Source organism: Bartonella sp. AC329YNZD, assembly GCF_042196685.1.
Lineage (GTDB): Bacteria > Pseudomonadota > Alphaproteobacteria > Rhizobiales > Rhizobiaceae > Bartonella.
Genome location: NZ_JBHIQS010000018.1, coordinates 1 through 16,490 on the forward strand (window position 1 = coordinate 1; position 16,490 = coordinate 16,490).

10 protein-coding genes are annotated in these 16,490 nt (G+C 35.9%); 8 read left to right on the top strand and 2 right to left on the bottom strand.

Going from position 1 to position 16,490, the window contains the following annotated elements:
* The 4 genes from ACFIMW_RS07675 to ACFIMW_RS07690 all read left to right on the top strand — a co-directional run.
* Positions 1-4,416: type ISP restriction/modification enzyme (locus tag ACFIMW_RS07675; RefSeq protein ID WP_375608724.1), on the top strand; the 4,416-nt coding region annotated here is incomplete at its 5' end.
* A gap of 1,519 nt (positions 4,417-5,935) precedes the next feature.
* Positions 5,936-6,214 (top strand): hypothetical protein, encoded by a 279-nt coding sequence (locus ACFIMW_RS07680; RefSeq protein WP_375608723.1) that lies wholly within the window; start codon positions 5,936-5,938, stop codon positions 6,212-6,214.
* An 82-nt stretch (positions 6,215-6,296) separates the two neighbouring features.
* A complete protein-coding gene (locus tag ACFIMW_RS07685) occupies positions 6,297-6,788 on the top strand; it encodes a hypothetical protein (protein WP_375608722.1) in 492 nt (163 codons plus the stop codon).
* 98 nt (positions 6,789-6,886) lie between these two features.
* Positions 6,887-7,666 (top strand): hypothetical protein, encoded by a 780-nt coding sequence (locus ACFIMW_RS07690; RefSeq protein WP_375608721.1) that lies wholly within the window; start codon positions 6,887-6,889, stop codon positions 7,664-7,666.
* Between the two features lie 1,975 nt (positions 7,667-9,641).
* Here ACFIMW_RS07690 and ACFIMW_RS07695 read toward each other — a convergent pair.
* Complete coding sequence (locus tag ACFIMW_RS07695; RefSeq protein WP_375608720.1) at positions 9,642-9,767, bottom strand: hypothetical protein; 126 nt, start codon at positions 9,765-9,767, stop codon at positions 9,642-9,644.
* Between the two features lie 1,097 nt (positions 9,768-10,864).
* Between ACFIMW_RS07695 and ACFIMW_RS07700 the strand changes: the two genes are divergently transcribed.
* Complete coding sequence (locus ACFIMW_RS07700; protein ID WP_375608719.1) at positions 10,865-11,896, top strand: aspartate-semialdehyde dehydrogenase; 1,032 nt, start codon at positions 10,865-10,867, stop codon at positions 11,894-11,896.
* Between the two features lie 332 nt (positions 11,897-12,228).
* Here ACFIMW_RS07700 and ACFIMW_RS07705 read toward each other — a convergent pair whose 3' ends face one another.
* Entirely contained in the window at positions 12,229-12,867 is a 639-nt protein-coding gene (locus ACFIMW_RS07705) for an SH3 domain-containing protein (protein WP_375608718.1), read from the bottom strand.
* A gap of 502 nt (positions 12,868-13,369) precedes the next feature.
* On the opposite strand from ACFIMW_RS07705, the gene ACFIMW_RS07710 reads away from it, so the two are divergent.
* The 3 genes from ACFIMW_RS07710 to ACFIMW_RS07720 all read left to right on the top strand — a co-directional run bounded on the left by ACFIMW_RS07710 (position 13,370) and on the right by ACFIMW_RS07720 (position 15,944).
* The gene (locus tag ACFIMW_RS07710; protein WP_375608717.1) at positions 13,370-14,188 is read left to right on the top strand and encodes a MetQ/NlpA family ABC transporter substrate-binding protein; all 819 of its coding nucleotides are present in this window, start codon (positions 13,370-13,372) and stop codon (positions 14,186-14,188) included.
* A gap of 69 nt (positions 14,189-14,257) precedes the next feature.
* Positions 14,258-15,292, top strand: a complete 1,035-nt coding sequence (locus ACFIMW_RS07715; RefSeq protein WP_375607359.1) for a methionine ABC transporter ATP-binding protein — start codon at positions 14,258-14,260, stop codon at positions 15,290-15,292.
* Complete coding sequence (locus tag ACFIMW_RS07720; protein WP_375607360.1) at positions 15,285-15,944, top strand: methionine ABC transporter permease; 660 nt, start codon at positions 15,285-15,287, stop codon at positions 15,942-15,944. The genes ACFIMW_RS07715 and ACFIMW_RS07720 overlap by 8 nt, the downstream gene beginning before the upstream one ends.
* The last annotated feature ends 546 nt before the right edge of the window (positions 15,945-16,490 follow it).

Here is a 16,490-nt window from a genome sequence, read left to right on the forward strand (position 1 = left end):
ATCAAGAAAGTCTGTGAAGGTTTACAAGAAGCAGACCGTGGCAAACTCATTATGGCATGTGGAACGGGGAAGACTTTCACAAGTCTTAAGATAGCAGAAACCCTTGCTGGGAAAGGCAAGCGTGTGTTGTTTCTGGTTCCTTCTCTGGCTTTAGTCTCACAAACAATCCGTGAATGGACAGCCGATGCACAAATCCCGTTGCGTTCCTTTGCGGTTTGTTCTGATACAAAAGTAGGCAAGCGTCGTAAAAACCAAGATGATATTGTTGGTATGGAAACATCAGATCTTGTTCTCCCTGCTACCACGGATGCAAAAGCCCTTGCCAAAGAAGCTTGCGAAAACCTAGCAGATGCGATGACCGTGGTCTTTTCAACTTATCATTCAATTCAAGTGATTTCGGATGCACAAAAAAAGTATGGTTTACCCGAATTTGATTTGATCATCTGTGATGAAGCCCATAGAACCACTAGTGCTTCATTGGGAACTGACGACAATGAATCTGATTTTATCAAGGTTCATGATAACAGCATCATTCGGGGCAAAAAACGTCTGTATATGACAGCAACGCCTCGTATCTTTAGTGACACTGCTAAAAGGCGGGCGGATGAGATTAATGCTGTTTTGGCATCTATGGATGATGAAACCCTTTATGGAAAACAACTTCATCATTATACCTTCGCGGAAGCTGTCGATAATGAACTGTTAACTCCTTACAAGATTGTGGTCTTGGGTATTAATGAAACCTATATCACACCAGCCATACAGGAGATTATTGCCAATGAAAACCATGAAATTGATTTAGATGATGCGGCAAAAATTATTGGCTGTTATAGAGCCCTTACCAAAATAGATAAGCAAGCTGCTGTTGTTGATGATGATACAGAGCCCATGCAATGTGCTTTAGCTTTTTGCAAAGATATCAACACCTCTCAATATATCACAAAGCTCTTCAATAAAATTATCAAATCTCATATTGATGATTTCCTTCAAACCGTTCCCTTTCTAAACTGTGAAGTAAGACATATTGACGGAACGCAAAGCGTCAAAAAACGCAATGAGGAATTGGATTGGCTTAAAGAAGATGCGGGTCAAAATGTTTGTCGGATCTTAAGCAATGTTCGGTGTCTGTCTGAAGGGATTGATGTCCCTGCTCTTGATGCCATCATGTTTTTACACCCGCGTAATAGCCAAGTAGATGTGATACAGGCGGTAGGGCGTGTGATGCGCCGTGCTCCAAAGAAGAAAACGGGCTATATCATTTTACCCATTATCATTCCTTCACACTTAGAAGCCAAAAAGGCTTTAAAAAACAATAAGAGATACCGTGTTGTTTGGCAAGTTTTACATGCTTTACATTCTCATGATGAGAGACTTGCTCGGACGATTAATCAGATGTCTTTAGGACAAGATAGCAGCCATACGATTGAGATTATAGAGATTAAACGAGCCGATGAATTAAAAGAACTCACCACAACGGTTGATGAGATCTCAATCCAATCAAAAGCAGAAGTTTCTGGACGCACGATTGGAACAGCAGAAAGCAAATCTCAATCGGTATCTGGAGGACAAGGAGACTTATTCCACCGTTCTGAATTTTTTGATTTTGTCAAAGCCATTTTTCTGGATAGTTTTAAAATCACCGATTATTGGGGCATATGGGCAAACAATGTTGCTGAGATTGCTCAAAACCATATCAATCATCTTAAAGATATGATTTCCGATGAAAAGAGTGAAGCCTTTCACGCCTTTGATGCTTTTCATAAGGAATTAAAGAACAACGTCAACAGTGAAATAAAGCAAGAGGAAGCCATTGAGATGTTAGCACAACATCTTGTCACGCGTCCCGTGTTTGAAGCTTTATTTGACGGTAATGAATTTGTACAGAACAATGCCATTTCACAAGCAATGGACAAGATCTTAACGGAACTGGATAAAACCAATATCGAAGAGAAAACGAAAGATCTTGATAAATTTTACAAAAGTGTCATGTTCTGTACAGCAGGCATTACGGAAACTCATGCCAAACAGAATCTTATTATCAAACTTTATGAAAGTTTTTTTGCCAAGGCATTTAAGAAAACCACGGATAAGCTTGGGATTGTTTATACGCCCGTTGAGGTTGTTGATTTTATCATTCATTCTGTTGATGATGTGTTGCGTAATGAATTTGGAACAAGCTTGGGATCCCGTGGTGTGTCTATTCTTGACCCTTTCACGGGAACGGGTACCTTTATCACAAGGCTTTTACAATCAAAACTGATCAAACCAGAGGATATGGAATATAAATACCGTTACGATATCCATGCTAATGAGATTGTCTTACTTGCCTATTACATAGCAGCGATTAACATTGAATCGACGTATCATAGTCTTATGAAAGGAGATTACATTCCCTTTAAGCATATTGGTTTGGCTGATACGTTTCAGACACTTAAAGAAAAAAACTTGATAGACGGTATACTCAAAGAAAACAGTGAATATTTAGAACATCAAAAGAATCTAAATATCAAAGTTATCTTTGGCAATCCTCCTTATTCGGTAGGACAAAAAAATGAGAATGATAATGCAAAAAATACACCCTATCCGATATTAAATGACCGCATTCGTGAGACTTATATAGCTCAATCGAAAGCAACTAGTACGCAAAAGTTATATGATAGTTATATTCGTGCCATTCGCTGGGCTAGTGACCGTATTGGTAATGCTGGAGTAATCGGCTTTGTTTCTGGTTCTAATTATGTAGAAAAGCCAACAATGGATGGTTTACGAAAATCTTTAGCCAAAGAGTTTACGAGTATTTATGTGCTTAATTTACGGGGGGATATCCGCAAAAATATATTAAGCAATGGAGCTTCTCAAGAAGGAGAGAATATTTTTGGTAGTGGTAGTATGACTGGTATTGCGGTAACGCTATTTATCAAAAATCCCAATGTTTCTGGAGAGTGTAAAATTTACTATCATGACATTGGAGATAATCTTTCCACCGAAAAAAAACTTGGAATGATTCAAGACTTTGGTAGTGTTGGTGGCATTACACGAAGTAAACAAGGTTGGAAAATAATTACACCAGATAAGCATGGTGATTGGATACATCAACGTGATAAAAGTTTCAAAACATTCTTAGCTATGGGTATCAAAAAGGGGCATGATAAAAAACTCTTTGAAACTTATTCTCTTGGTGTTTCAACCAATCGTGATGCTTGGGCGTATAACTCAAGCCGTGAAATTTTAGCAAAGAATATGGGTAATATGATTACCTTTTATAACAGCGAAGTGAAATGTTTTAATGAGATCTATCCACATGCTGACCGTAACACACGTAAAAAGGCTGTAGATAATTTCGTAAATTCAGATAGTAAAAAAATTAGTTGGAGCAGTACTCTTAAAGGAGAATTATTAAGAGGCAAATTTTCAGAATTTGAAGCTACATGCCTTACTCAAAGCCTTTATCGCCCTTTTACAAAACAATGGCTTTATTACAATAGCGTCTTTAATGAAGCAGTCTATCAAATGCCGCGTATATTCCCGATAGGACAAGCGGTCGAAAATAGAGTGATACAAATTACAGGCATAGGAGCAAGGAGTGGTTTTTCTGTATTTATGGCTAAGGATTTGCCTAATCTTAATATGATGGATGGTGGTAACCAATGTTTTCCACTTTATATTTACAAAGATACTACGGTTTCAAAAAGTAAAAGTGAAAAACAAACCCATTTATTTACGCATTCTATAGAAGAAAACACAACAGCTGGTTTACAACGCCGTGATGCCATTACTGATGAGGGATTAGCGCATTTTAAAGCGGCTTATCCTAATAAAAAAATCACGAAAGATGATTTATTCTATTACGTTTATGGGATTTTCCATTCAAAAGATTATCGTACACGTTATGCACATAATTTATGCAAAGAATTGCCTCGTATCCCTTGTGTAAAGAGTGCCGATGATTTTTGGAAGTTTGTAACAGCAGGACGTGAACTCGGTCATTTGCACGTAAATTATGAAGATGTAGAGCCTTATCCAGTGACCTTTAAAAAGGGTAATCCAAAACAAACAGAGATCTCTAATCCCGAAAAGTTTTATTATGTAACTGAAATGAAATTCGCTGGGAATAGTAAGGAAAAGGATAAATCGACGGTTATTTATAACAACAATATCATAATAACAGATATCCCTCTTGAAGCTTATGAGTATATCGTCAATGGTAGACCCGCTCTTGAATGGGTTATGGGGCGTCAATGCGTTAAGACTGATAAAAAGAGCGGCATTGTCAATGATGCCAATCGCTATGCTGTTGAAACCGTTGGCAACCCTGCCTACCCATTGGAGTTATTTCAAAGGGTTATTACCGTAAGTTTAGAAACAATGAAAATCGTAAAAAACTTACCAAAATTGGAAATAAGAGAAATTGAATAACTTATAAAGCATGCTCACATAATGGGTATGATAACTCATAAGGGGTATAGAGCTTATAACCATAATCTATACCTCTTTTGTTAAGTTGATTAGATACAATCCTAATATGCGTTATTCTAAAAAGAAATCATTTGCACTTTTAAATACTCTTATTTGGATTGCTTTAAGAGATTATACCGTAATCTAAAATGATAGCTTTATGCTTTTCAAAAGCTTTGTTTAAAGAGAATTATGTATATTCATTTTTTATATTACTTATAGGTTTTGAAGGTTTCTCAAACTCTCAAAATACCTTCAAAAATATACCGTGGGCTGTATTTATAGGTTGTGTTTTAATATAGGTTGTATCTCTAAAATGCTAATATATTGAAATATAATAACTTTTATTTTTCGATTGAAAAAAATATATAAAGGGGGGTAAAAGGAACTCTCAAAATGCTCAAAATCTTCAAAACTCACAACCATAATGATCTTGATAGCATTTCTTATGAATTACAAGCTATCTTTTGAAAGGTTTTAATGACTCACTAAAATGGTCTATTTTGTCAGTTCACTTTACTGACACATAACTGACAGGTTTTATTCAATTTACATCATTGGTTACCTTTCAAGATTGTACTCTTGATATACGTTATGTTTTAAAGATATTAACCTATTGAAATATAATGTTTTTAATTTTTACTCATAAAAAAAATAATAGAGGGTCTAAAAGGAACTGACAAAACTGACAAAAGCCTTATTAAAAGGGATTTTTTTAATCTCTATAATTATCAATCTCTTTTTAGATATTTTTATTAGGTTTTTTCATAACAGTCTCTAAATTACAATCCTATTTATCGTTTCTCTTATGAAAATGATGCCATAGCTATAGCATATAACAGTTATAAAGAATGCGTAAAAACAGTAGCTTTGTTTGAATAAAGCAAAAATGCAAATGAATGCATTGGTTATAAGAGCGCGGTGCTTATTAAGACAGTTTAAATGATAAATGCGTTATAAACAAAATTCACAAAAAATTTTAAATTCATTTAGTAAAAAAATTGATAGATTATAAAGATAAAAAAACGCATTATGAGAGCGTTTCTAAATATTATAAATGTATAGATTCAAAAAACAGCGCAATCGTTTAAGAACGCCCATAATATAGCTTTAAAAGCATATAAATATAAAAGAAGCTCTTCATAAGAACATGATAACATTAATACATAATGCAATTTAAAAAATATCAAAAAAGATAAAATATTATTTGACAATAAATACGTATTTTGTTATATAAATAATCAAGTGATCAAAACACTAAACATCAAGCGGGTAGGTTACGAAACAACCTCTCCCATCTCTTTAAAATACTGACTTTCTTTTATGCTGTCATTAGCATATAATGATTATGTCGGGTGTAGTTACGCTATACAATACTCTTATGAGAAAAGCGTAGCAACGGACTTGATGCCGTGTTTTGAGCGCCCGACGCCCTTATAGGGTGTCAATTCAAAACAATATTAACATCAAGGTTTTAAATATGACAAATATATCAAACAACACCCCCGTTCTCTCTAACATTGCAAATGAAACTGCATCTGTTAATAAACAAGAGCCTGCAAAAAAATATGAATTTGTTGATGATGGTGAATATATCGATGGTTATTTCTTAACGCGTATTAGAGCTTTAAGAGATTTTGATGATGCATATCCAGAATTTGGTAGTGAAGATGATTATTACCGTCATGAATATTATGCTGATTGTGAGTGGTATTATGACGATGATAATGACAGCGAATATGAAAATGATGCTGCGTAAATAACGCGCGGGCGCGGCGGGGGCGCCCCTCTTTAAAACATCTCATTTTAAAATTTAAATCTTTTTATAAAGGAATTGTGCTATGCAAAAAAAGTTTGCACTCACAAATGAAACGCGTGTATTTAATAATAAAACTCTTTATCGCATTAAAGCTTTAAGAGACTTTGATGATGTCAAAACTGGGGCTTTAGGCGGCTTTATTGAAAATGAAAATAACTTATCGCATGATGGTAATTGCTGGGTTTATGATAATGCTATCGCTGCTGGCTATATTTATGATAATGCGCATGTTTATGGCAATGCCGTTGTTTCTGATAATTCCCGTGTCTATGGCAATGCTCATGTGTATGGCAAGGCTATTATTTATGATAATGCCTATGTTTATGACAATGCTAGGGTTTATGAAAACGCGCGTATAGCAAATGACGTGCATGTTTATGAAAATGCTCATATCCATGGCATTGCTGTTATTCGTGAAAATGTCGGCGGGTCTACTAAGGTTAAAACCTATACTGAACGTCTCTCTCCTTATGGCGAGTTAGAAATTGTATGGGTCTCACCTAATGTAACGTAAATAAAATGCGGGCGCGGCGGGGGTGCCTGCTTTCCAACCAAATTTCCCATTTCAAATTTTAGAAAACGTTTATCACATTAGATTGTGAGGGTACTCCTATGTGCAAAAAATACGAATTAACCAGTGAAATCAAAAAAATCAAACATGCTCTTACTCGAAATATTATAAATCTTTATCGCATTAAAGCTTTAAAAGATTTCGATGATGTTAAGGCTGGGGATTTAAGGGGCTTTATTGAAAAGGAAGCTAATCTATCCCATGATGGCAATTGCTGGGTTTATGATAAAGCTTGTGTCTATGGCTATGCCGTCGTTTCTGAAAATGCAAAAATACGGCATTTTTCTCAAGTTTGTGGTCAAGTCTATGGGAATTGTGAAATCTATGGCAAGGCTTTCATCTCTCAATACGCAAAAATTTATGACCATACTTGTGTCTATGGCAATGCTCATGTTTATGGCAATGTTTATGGGTATGCTCATGTGAGTGGTGCTGCCCGCGTTCTTGCTGATGCTCATATTTATGATTATGCTCATGTTTCTTATGATGCTACGGTTTTTAGTTATGCAAGGGTCTATGGTCGTGCCATTGTTGCTGGCTCTGCCCGTATTCATAGCTATGCCAAGGTTTATAATTATGCCTTTATTAATGGTCATGCAAAAATACATGGCAAGGTCTATGGCGGTGCTTTGGTGGGCGGTTGTGCTGAAATTTATGGCTCTGTTTTTGGCAATGCCAAGGTTTTATTCTATACTAAGGTCTGGGGACGTGCTTATGGCAATGCGAAATTAACCAAGAAAAGCAAAGTAAAGGAAGTTCCTATAAATTATGAGGTTTATGAAAGCGATAACCTTGTCAAGATTGTTGATGAAACAGAATAAAAATAGACATGGGGGTGCCTTCTTGATGGCTATAAACGCATTATAGAAGAATGCAAAAAAAGCCGTGTCAAGTGATATGACGCGGCTTTCAAATAACGATTATAATGATAGAAAAATAATCATCCACAATGGAGCAATGAATGCATATATACAAAACGTATCATATTGCAAGCGCTCTATTAGAGATATGAAAACTTATCAAAAGGAATGTAAATAATGCGTATGATCTTTAATCACTCATTTGAATGAGAAAGCCTATAAACGCTTTTCATTTCTCTCAAACATATTAATCATAACTCCTCCTTTGTGAGGGGGGCATTTGAAATAAAGCACATGATCAAAATGCTTCTTTTAAAATGTTTCAATATACTGACTTTAAAATTGAGTTGAGTGAATTCAAATAACGCATTGTCTAAAATCAAACCTATCAAACAAATCAAAACGCTTGATAGATTTAACAAAACCCGTTTTTTACAGTTGCAAACGTTGGCTTTTAAAACAAACTCTCATAAAGACAACAAACAACCGCTTTTATCAAATGCAAGGCTTTAAAAACTGTTATAAACATCCGTTTCAAACGTTCACTTAGAGAGGCTCTCATAATAAACGTATTTTTAACAAAACTTCTTTGCAAATTAATCGCTCTATATTTGGCTAGTAAAATCAACCAATCCAATTTTGGAAGCGTTAACTTTAGAATAGAGCATTCTTTAACATTATAGCTTTTTTCTAAAAATTTAGAAAAATCTCATGCCTTATGCATGTTACAATGGTTTTGAATTTTACTTGCTTATCTTTGTCTAAAATAGATGCCCTCAAATTGAGGGAACCCCATTTGGTTTCGAATTTTTAAACTATAACTTTTAAAACGTTTCTTAGTATCAAGTCTAAAGTAGATAGTAATTCTACTGCCATGGCATTATTTGCTTCCATTTTTTGTGGAAGCGAATAGTTCCGTTCTTAAAAACTAGCCTGCAATCTATTCATTAAAAGGCTTTTGATTTCATAAGATATAACGCTTTGAATTTCATTATCTATTTATTTCCTACCTCGGTAAAAAAATACCGTGGTTATAAAATCAATCTTGTCTTTAAATCCTTTTATGCAATCTTTATGAATTAAACCTATAAGCTTATGACTGCTTCAAACAGTTAATTTCTTTAATGCCATTTTAAAGGTTTTCCCCAATTTTGGGGAAAATTATATGATCTGTATTTTCTATAAATGCGTATCTTTTGATACAATTTACCTTATAACAGTTTCGAACGATTACCCTCTTATAGAATGATCTAATATTGCTATAACACTCTTTAGATTTTGCGCTCGCCAATTTTGGCGAACGTTAATTTGTTATTTTATGCGATTAACAATCCAATCTTTAAAACAAGATGTGATCTTTAAACGTAAGCGATTTATGTTATCGATGATTTCAAACAACTAAATTTTTAAACAATGCGATTTCTGCTGTGATAAAAACGTATCATAAGATTTATGAACTGTTATGAATGATAACTGCTTTTTATGGTCTATTCATACATGCCAATCTTATATAAAAAATAGTCAAATGAATCATGCATAAAAGGATGGATTCTTGAGTGGATTCATATAAAATAATTACGCTCAACATATTGACTTTATTGTGTTTTTTATGATAATATCTTTCCAAAGGCGGCAAAGCATTCTATAAAAAACCGTAAGCCATAATCTATAGTTAATTACAACATATTGATTAATAATAATAAATTATTTTGCACGGTGAATAAGAAACCCTAATACTGTAGGATTTTCTCATTTCAAATCTGTTTATCTTGAATCAAACAAAAGCATGACTCTTACATGTCAAAAGAGGAAAGAGCCCATATGAATAAAAACGCGTTAAAAAAGAATCCCACTTAATGAATGCTCTCAAATAACCAAGAGCTGTAAAACATTGAAGGCTCGTCGATATAACGGATGATACCGGATTGCTCTTCTATTAAACATAAAGATGATAACGCTCAACGGAGCTTACTTTATACCATTCACGGGTGGCATCATGGGTTTGGGAGCCAGATGTTTCTTTAAAACAAGCACGTAAATCAGCAACACAAGTATATTTCATTTAGAGCGATCTAGAGAGATCTGCCCGCTATTGAAGAATGTGAGAAAAAAGCGTACAGCAATGCGTAATTTCTATTATTTGAAAGATATGATTTAAAAGACATGATCATGGACGCTTTTGAAAGTCGTATAACTGAATTGGGTGATAGAGAAGAGTTTGGTTTTTCCTTTTATATTCTTCTAAGATAAAGCAGTATTTCCGTTTTGAAGAGCACACAAACAGATAAATATTCTGGTTCACGATATGGCATACAAAAGATGATACAGCTTGTCGTTTTTATTCATCTAGGGGTATTTTAAACATGTTGCTCGTGAATGGTATAACGATAAAGTCCCCATGAAATAATAAAAAATCTATTGAGCACCACCATCTTTACGCTCGTAAAGAAGCAAACCGGCATCATCACACACTTTGCTAGCTCCCAATGTTGCAACACAAACCCTTAAGCACTTGAGACAGTTTATGAGAAGCATTTTTCCTTCTTTCTTATACAGTTTTTACCCACACACCAACTCTGCTTGTGATGTACAAACAATTGATTTTGATTATTTCAACATAGGACAAATTCCAAATAAAAGAATTTGATAATAGTAGAGACTCTTATCCAATATAAATAGAGTTAGATTATCATTATAAATCAATACATTATTTCTAAGTAGAAGCCGATAAAATCTGGACATTTACAAACCGGAAAGAAATCTTCGTCTTTAAAAGCGTAGAGAGGAGGTAAAATAATTGACCACTTAACAGATAAAGTATAAAAGAATCCACCAACGCAATACCTAATACCCTCCTAAAAAACTCAAAAGAGTGAAGAGAAACAATTGACAGAAGATAAAAAATTCACTTAATTAAAGTGCTCTTTAAAGAGCATGATGACTTAGCGTAAAATATTCAATTTTTTCAATGCTGAAAGATTAAAAAAAACAATATTATTTGAAATAAAACAATTTATTGTGCTGACAGTTATAATTTGTATGCACAAAATTGAGTTGTTGAAAATCAAAAATATAATTTAACGATGTTCCTTGACCAACTCACTCTCTCCTGAGTATAGCACGGGGAATAAACGTGGAGAGACATGAGGAGTATAGAAAATGAGTTTTAAAATTGCAATTGTTGGCGCAACCGGCAATGTTGGTCGTGAAATGCTTACAATTTTAGAAGAGCGTGGTTTTCCTGCGCATGAAATTGTCCCTCTCGCATCACGACGCTCATTAGGACAAGAAGTTTCTTATGGAGATAAAACTTTAAAAGTAAAAGCACTGGATACTTACGATTTTTCAGACACAGATTTTTGTCTTATGTCTGCAGGAGGGAGCATTTCCAAAGAATACGCCCCTAAAATCGCTGCTACCGGCTGTGTCGTCATCGATAATTCCTCCACGTGGCGCTATGATACCAATGTTCCGTTGATAGTCCCTGAAGTCAATGGCGAAGCTATAAATGCCTTTTCTAAGCGTAATATTATAGCAAATCCTAATTGTTCAACAATTCAACTGGTCTTAGCTTTAAAACCTCTCCATGATGCTGCAATCATTAAACGTGTTGTTGTCTCTACATATCAGTCTGTTTCTGGAGCTGGTAAAGAAGGAATGGACGAACTTTTCGAACAATCACGTGCAGTTTTTGTTGCAGATCCAATTACATCAAAAAAATTCACTAAACGCATTGCCTTTAATGTCATTCCTCATATCGATGTTTTCATGGAAGATGGTTATACAAAAGAAGAATGGAAAATGACCGTGGAAACAAAAAAAATTCTCGATCCGAAAATTAAATTAACAGCCACTGCTGTTCGGGTTCCTGTCTTTATCGGTCATGCCGAAGCTGTCCATGTTGAATTTGAAAAACCACTAAGCGCATCTGAAGCACAAGCGCTCCTACGCGATGCACCCGGCTGTCAGCTTATCGATAAACACGAAGATGGTGGCTATACCACCCCTTATGAATGTACGGGAGAAGATGACACCTTTATTAGCCGTATTCGTGAAGATATCACCGTTGAAAATGGTTTAGCTTTCTGGGTTGTTGCCGATAATTTAAGAAAAGGAGCAGCATTGAATGCCGTTCAAATTGCTGAATTGCTCATTTCTCGTAATTTGATCAAGCCAAAGTCGATAAATTAATCATCTTCCTGTCCGACAGGACAAGGAACCTTATACAAAGCCGGTCTGTTAAAAAGTCCGGCTTTTTTAACAGCTTCCCTCTAACACCATCTTAAAAGGTTATTATTTCAAAGCACTGGCAAATTCCACCCTGAATATTCTTAGCTCTCTCTGCCTTAAAGAATGAAGCTCTTTCCCTGCACCGATCTGAACACAATCGCACTTTTGAAGGAGCTTTCACTAATATCCACCTTAATGCCGCTTTACGAAACAGCAAGAGCAGCAGCATAAGCATTGTTTGCTTCATGCTGCTGATCCTTTTTGTCATTCCGGTTGTAAAATTAACTTTACCCTTATCGAGCAGGATAAGTCACGACACGGTAACGCGTTTCATTGCGTTCAAAGTTTTTGTAATTGACATCATCCGGAAAGGAGGGATTATAAGCATTCACGCGCTTTACAGAAACTCCTTGCGCTTTTGGCGACGGATTTAAAATTGTCCGCTCATCTCTTTTTTTTACCCCGGTGGAATCGATAATCATATCTGTTCTATAGAATTTTTGCATGTTTTTGCGTGTTTTTTGAATCGCCGGAAGAGCTTTAAAATCAGAAACAACCTGTTTCACTTTTTCTTTTGGTGATTTTACCATGGATTTTGATTTTGCTGGCATCTTTTTAAAAGCAATGGTAGGAACATCGTTAACATTGACGTAACGTGCAGATGCCCAACCAACTTTTCCATGATAACCAAGAGAACACCAAGTTTTATTGGATAGGCAGCCATAAATTTGCACTTTTGCTCCCATTGGAACCATTGCGATAACTTTATAAGCTGTCGCAGGGCCTGTGCGTAAAGATACCTGACCTGATGCAACACGAGCAACTGTTCCTGTAATGGTTCCAGCTTCCGCGTGAAAAGCAGTCACAGCCACCCCTGACGCTCCTAAAGCCCATAAAGTCATCATTGTTGATAAAAATTTCTTTCTTAACATTATTTTTCTTCCTCTCTAAAACATATGAAGGACAAAAATTCGCCTTTGCAAAAATTTGCCGCGTTTAAATCCAATGATCAGCAACCTTTTTCCCCAAAAAATCCCACAACATTGCAACAAAACCTCTCTTTATCGCCTACACGAACACGGCCTTTTGATCTTGATTGCGCAGTATGTTCTTCATGAATTTACGGCTAAAACATCATCTGATTGTCCAGTTCTTCAACCAATTGTCCCTTACAGAAGTTTTTAAAGGGGCATTGGTTCCCTCAACAAATGATTGCAATAAAAGAATTAATTATTTGAATTTCAGAGAATTTCTATGAACAAAAGATGATCAGCCCCCAAAACAACTAAAATAGAAGGAAAAATAATACTCTTTTAAAAATAAAAGTGATTGAATATTCTCTAAAGCTTGTATAACTTTAAATCTGCCTAAAAAGATACAGAGTATATTGAAACTTCCCTCAAAAAATTTCTCGAAAAAGAAAGTTAAAAGCATATGACATTAAAAAAAATTTTTCGTAGTCGGATTATAGGATTATTCCTCTCTCTCTTTGCACTTTTTTTGTCTACTGCTTTTTCCATGGCCGCAGACAAAACAAAGATCAAACTTGGTATTATGGAAGGGCGGGATGCGATTATTTGGAAAACTGCTGCGGAACAGGCTAAAAAAGCCGGTTTAGATATTGAACTCGTTTATTTTTCTGATTACGCTTTGCCTAATGATGCTGTTAACGCAGGAGAGATCGATGCGAATGCTTTTCAGCACGCCCCTTATCTTAATGAACAAATGAAACAACGTGGCTATAAACTTTCAATTGTCGGCTATACATTTATTGCTCCAATCGGTGTTTATTCACACAAAATAAAAGACTTAAAAGATCTTCGTGATGGTGCTCATGTTGGTATTCCGAACGACCCATCTAATGGTGGAAGAGCCTTACTTCTTCTTAATTCTTTAGGTCTCATTAAGTTAAAAGATCCTCATAATATTCTTGCATCTCCACTTGATATTATTGAAAATCCTAAAAATCTGCAAATTCGTGAGCTCGATGCCGGTATGTTAGGGCGAGCTATTGACGATTTTGATCTTGCAATTATAAACACAAACTGGGCTATTGTTTCTGGATTAAGTTTTGAAAAAGATGTGGTTGCATGGGAGAGCGCCAAAAATAATCCTTATGATAATATCATCGTTGTACGCACGAGCGAAAAAGATGAACCATGGGTTAAAAAATTAGTTGCCGCTTACAACAACGATCTTATCCGTACAAAAATCAAAGAGATTTTTGGCAAAACCGCCCAAACATCTTGGTAATTGTGCCAAATATCTGAGTAATTGTGCCAAGTATCTGAGTAATTGTGCCAAATGTCCGAGTAATTGTGAATGGAAAAACCTACTCTTATCTCCTTAAAAAACATCAGCCGTTGTTTTAACAAAACGGCTGGTGTTCCGGTAATTAATAATCTCTCTTTAAATATCCATGCTGGTGAAATCCTTGGCATTATTGGGCGCAGTGGAGCAGGAAAATCAACACTTATCCGCTGTTTAAATGGGTTAGAGAAGATTGATGCAGGGGCCATTTTTTTTGAAGGTGTTGATATTTCCAATCTATCAGAGATAGAATGGGCGCCTTACCGTCAACGAATTGGGATGATTTTTCAACATTTCAATCTTCTCTCATCGCAAAATATTCTTGATAACATTGCATTGCCGCTTAAATTAAGTGGTGTAAATAAAAAACAACGCCACAAACGTGCCCTTGAACTGATTGAATTGGTTGGGTTATTTGGGAAAGAATATTGCTATCCGGCACAATTATCTGGGGGGCAAAAACAACGCGTTGGCATTGCTCGTGCTCTTGCTGCTAATCCTAAAATATTGTTATCAGATGAAGCCACCTCTGCTCTTGACCCTGAAACAACACAATCTATTCTAGAGCTCCTTGCTGATATTAATAAACACCTCAATCTCACGATTGTGCTCATCACACATGAAATGGAAGTTGTGCGCACCATAGCGCATCGCGTTGTTGTTCTTAATCAGGGGAACATTGTAGAAGAAGGACGTGTGAAAGACATCTTTACATCACCGCAAGACGATACAACCATAGCCATGCTCAAGCTTGTAACCCCGCAACTTCCTGAAAAATTTGCGAAAAATCTCAAACCAATCGGACGAGAAGCTGTCATTGAAATTAATATTGCCGGTGAAATTGCCCAGCAGCCTTTTCTTCATCTTCTAGAAAATGAGAGTGGTTTAAAAGCACGTATTTTGCATGGTGGCATTGATACAGTTCAAGATGAAACCATCGGGCGACTCTTCTTGGCTCTTCCTGGAGAAGATAAAGAAGCTTTAGAAAAAGCTGTTCAATGGTTAACGAAAAAAGGACGATATTGTGAGGTCTTAGGCTATGTTTAATGTTCTGTCTCATGAACTTCCCCAAGCTGTTATTGATACAATATTGATGACACTTAGTGCTTCTGTTATGGCATTTATTATAGGGCTTCCCCTTGGTCTTCTTCTTCACACAACAGCACGCGGAGGGATTTTTTCCTCATCTCTCATCAATCGCCCTTTAAGCATGATCATTGACAGTATTCGTGCCATTCCCTTTATTATTCTTGCATTTTATCTTCTGCCCATAACGCGTATCGTTGTAGGAAGAGGGATAGGAATGCCTGCTGTAATTTTTATACTGACCATTTCAGCTATCCCTTTTTATGCTCGCATGGCGGAACTCTCTTTTAAAACCGTTGAAAACGGTCTCATTGAAGCGATCCGCTCGATGGGTGCAAGTCGTCTTCAAATTATCAGACATGTTCTTATTCCTGAAGCTCTCCCTAGCCTGATTACAGGTTTTACAGTCATGGTCATTTCTCTTATAGGAGCCACCTCACTTGCTGGATATCTTGGTGGAGGCGGTTTAGGGGATATGGCAATCCGCTATGGCTACCAACGCTACAATACCTTCATCATGACCATCGTCATCATCCTTTTGATCGTGCTCAATATTACAACCCAATGGACTTCTGATAAAATCGTACAAAAACTTGATAAAACGAAACATTAAAAGACTTAAAATTTCACATACCAATACCATCATCCTCTTTGCCACTTTCCAAGTGTACCAACCCTTGCCTATCGAAAACGCTCATAAGAGATTAGGAACTTTTTCCTTAAATAGTTTTTATCTCTCCCCATCCGTTTGTAACATGAAAGAAAATAGTTTTAATGGCTTTAATATAAAAGGGGATAAAATAAGAGATCTCATAGTATGTGAGACTCTCTTTAAATTAAGACATTGACCACAACCTCTCCAAACCGTAGATAACACATTGAATTTATAATGATAATATGGTGTTATTCATATTGAACGAGAACTCTGAATACCGTAAGATCCTCTCATTCCCAATTTGTTCCATATAGAATCAACCAAAACCTCTCTCTTGCACGTTACAAGCGGGAAGAGCCGTGTGAGTAAAAACATACAAGAAAGGAAGGCATGCCTCTTATGAATTATCTCCAGCGCCAAGACCTGTCTTAACATTGGCGGCTAGCATATAATATGATAATAGTATCGGTTTTCTTCTTCACAAGCATAAAAATATGAGGGTGC

Excerpts from the sequence above, each read along its gene's own strand:
- ACFIMW_RS07680 (WP_375608723.1), top strand. The coding sequence starts at position 5,936 with ATGACAAATATATCAAACAACACCCCCGTTCTCTCTAACATTGCAAAT.
- ACFIMW_RS07685 (WP_375608722.1), top strand. The coding sequence starts at position 6,297 with ATGCAAAAAAAGTTTGCACTCACAAATGAAACGCGTGTATTTAATAAT.
- ACFIMW_RS07690 (WP_375608721.1), top strand. The coding sequence starts at position 6,887 with ATGTGCAAAAAATACGAATTAACCAGTGAAATCAAAAAAATCAAACAT.
- ACFIMW_RS07695 (WP_375608720.1), bottom strand. The coding sequence starts at position 9,767 with ATGAAATATACTTGTGTTGCTGATTTACGTGCTTGTTTTAAAGAAACA.
- ACFIMW_RS07700 (WP_375608719.1), top strand. The coding sequence starts at position 10,865 with ATGAGTTTTAAAATTGCAATTGTTGGCGCAACCGGCAATGTTGGTCGT.
- ACFIMW_RS07705 (WP_375608718.1), bottom strand. The coding sequence starts at position 12,867 with ATGTTAAGAAAGAAATTTTTATCAACAATGATGACTTTATGGGCTTTA.
- ACFIMW_RS07710 (WP_375608717.1), top strand. The coding sequence starts at position 13,370 with ATGACATTAAAAAAAATTTTTCGTAGTCGGATTATAGGATTATTCCTC.
- ACFIMW_RS07715 (WP_375607359.1), top strand. The coding sequence starts at position 14,258 with ATGGAAAAACCTACTCTTATCTCCTTAAAAAACATCAGCCGTTGTTTT.
- ACFIMW_RS07720 (WP_375607360.1), top strand. The coding sequence starts at position 15,285 with ATGTTTAATGTTCTGTCTCATGAACTTCCCCAAGCTGTTATTGATACA.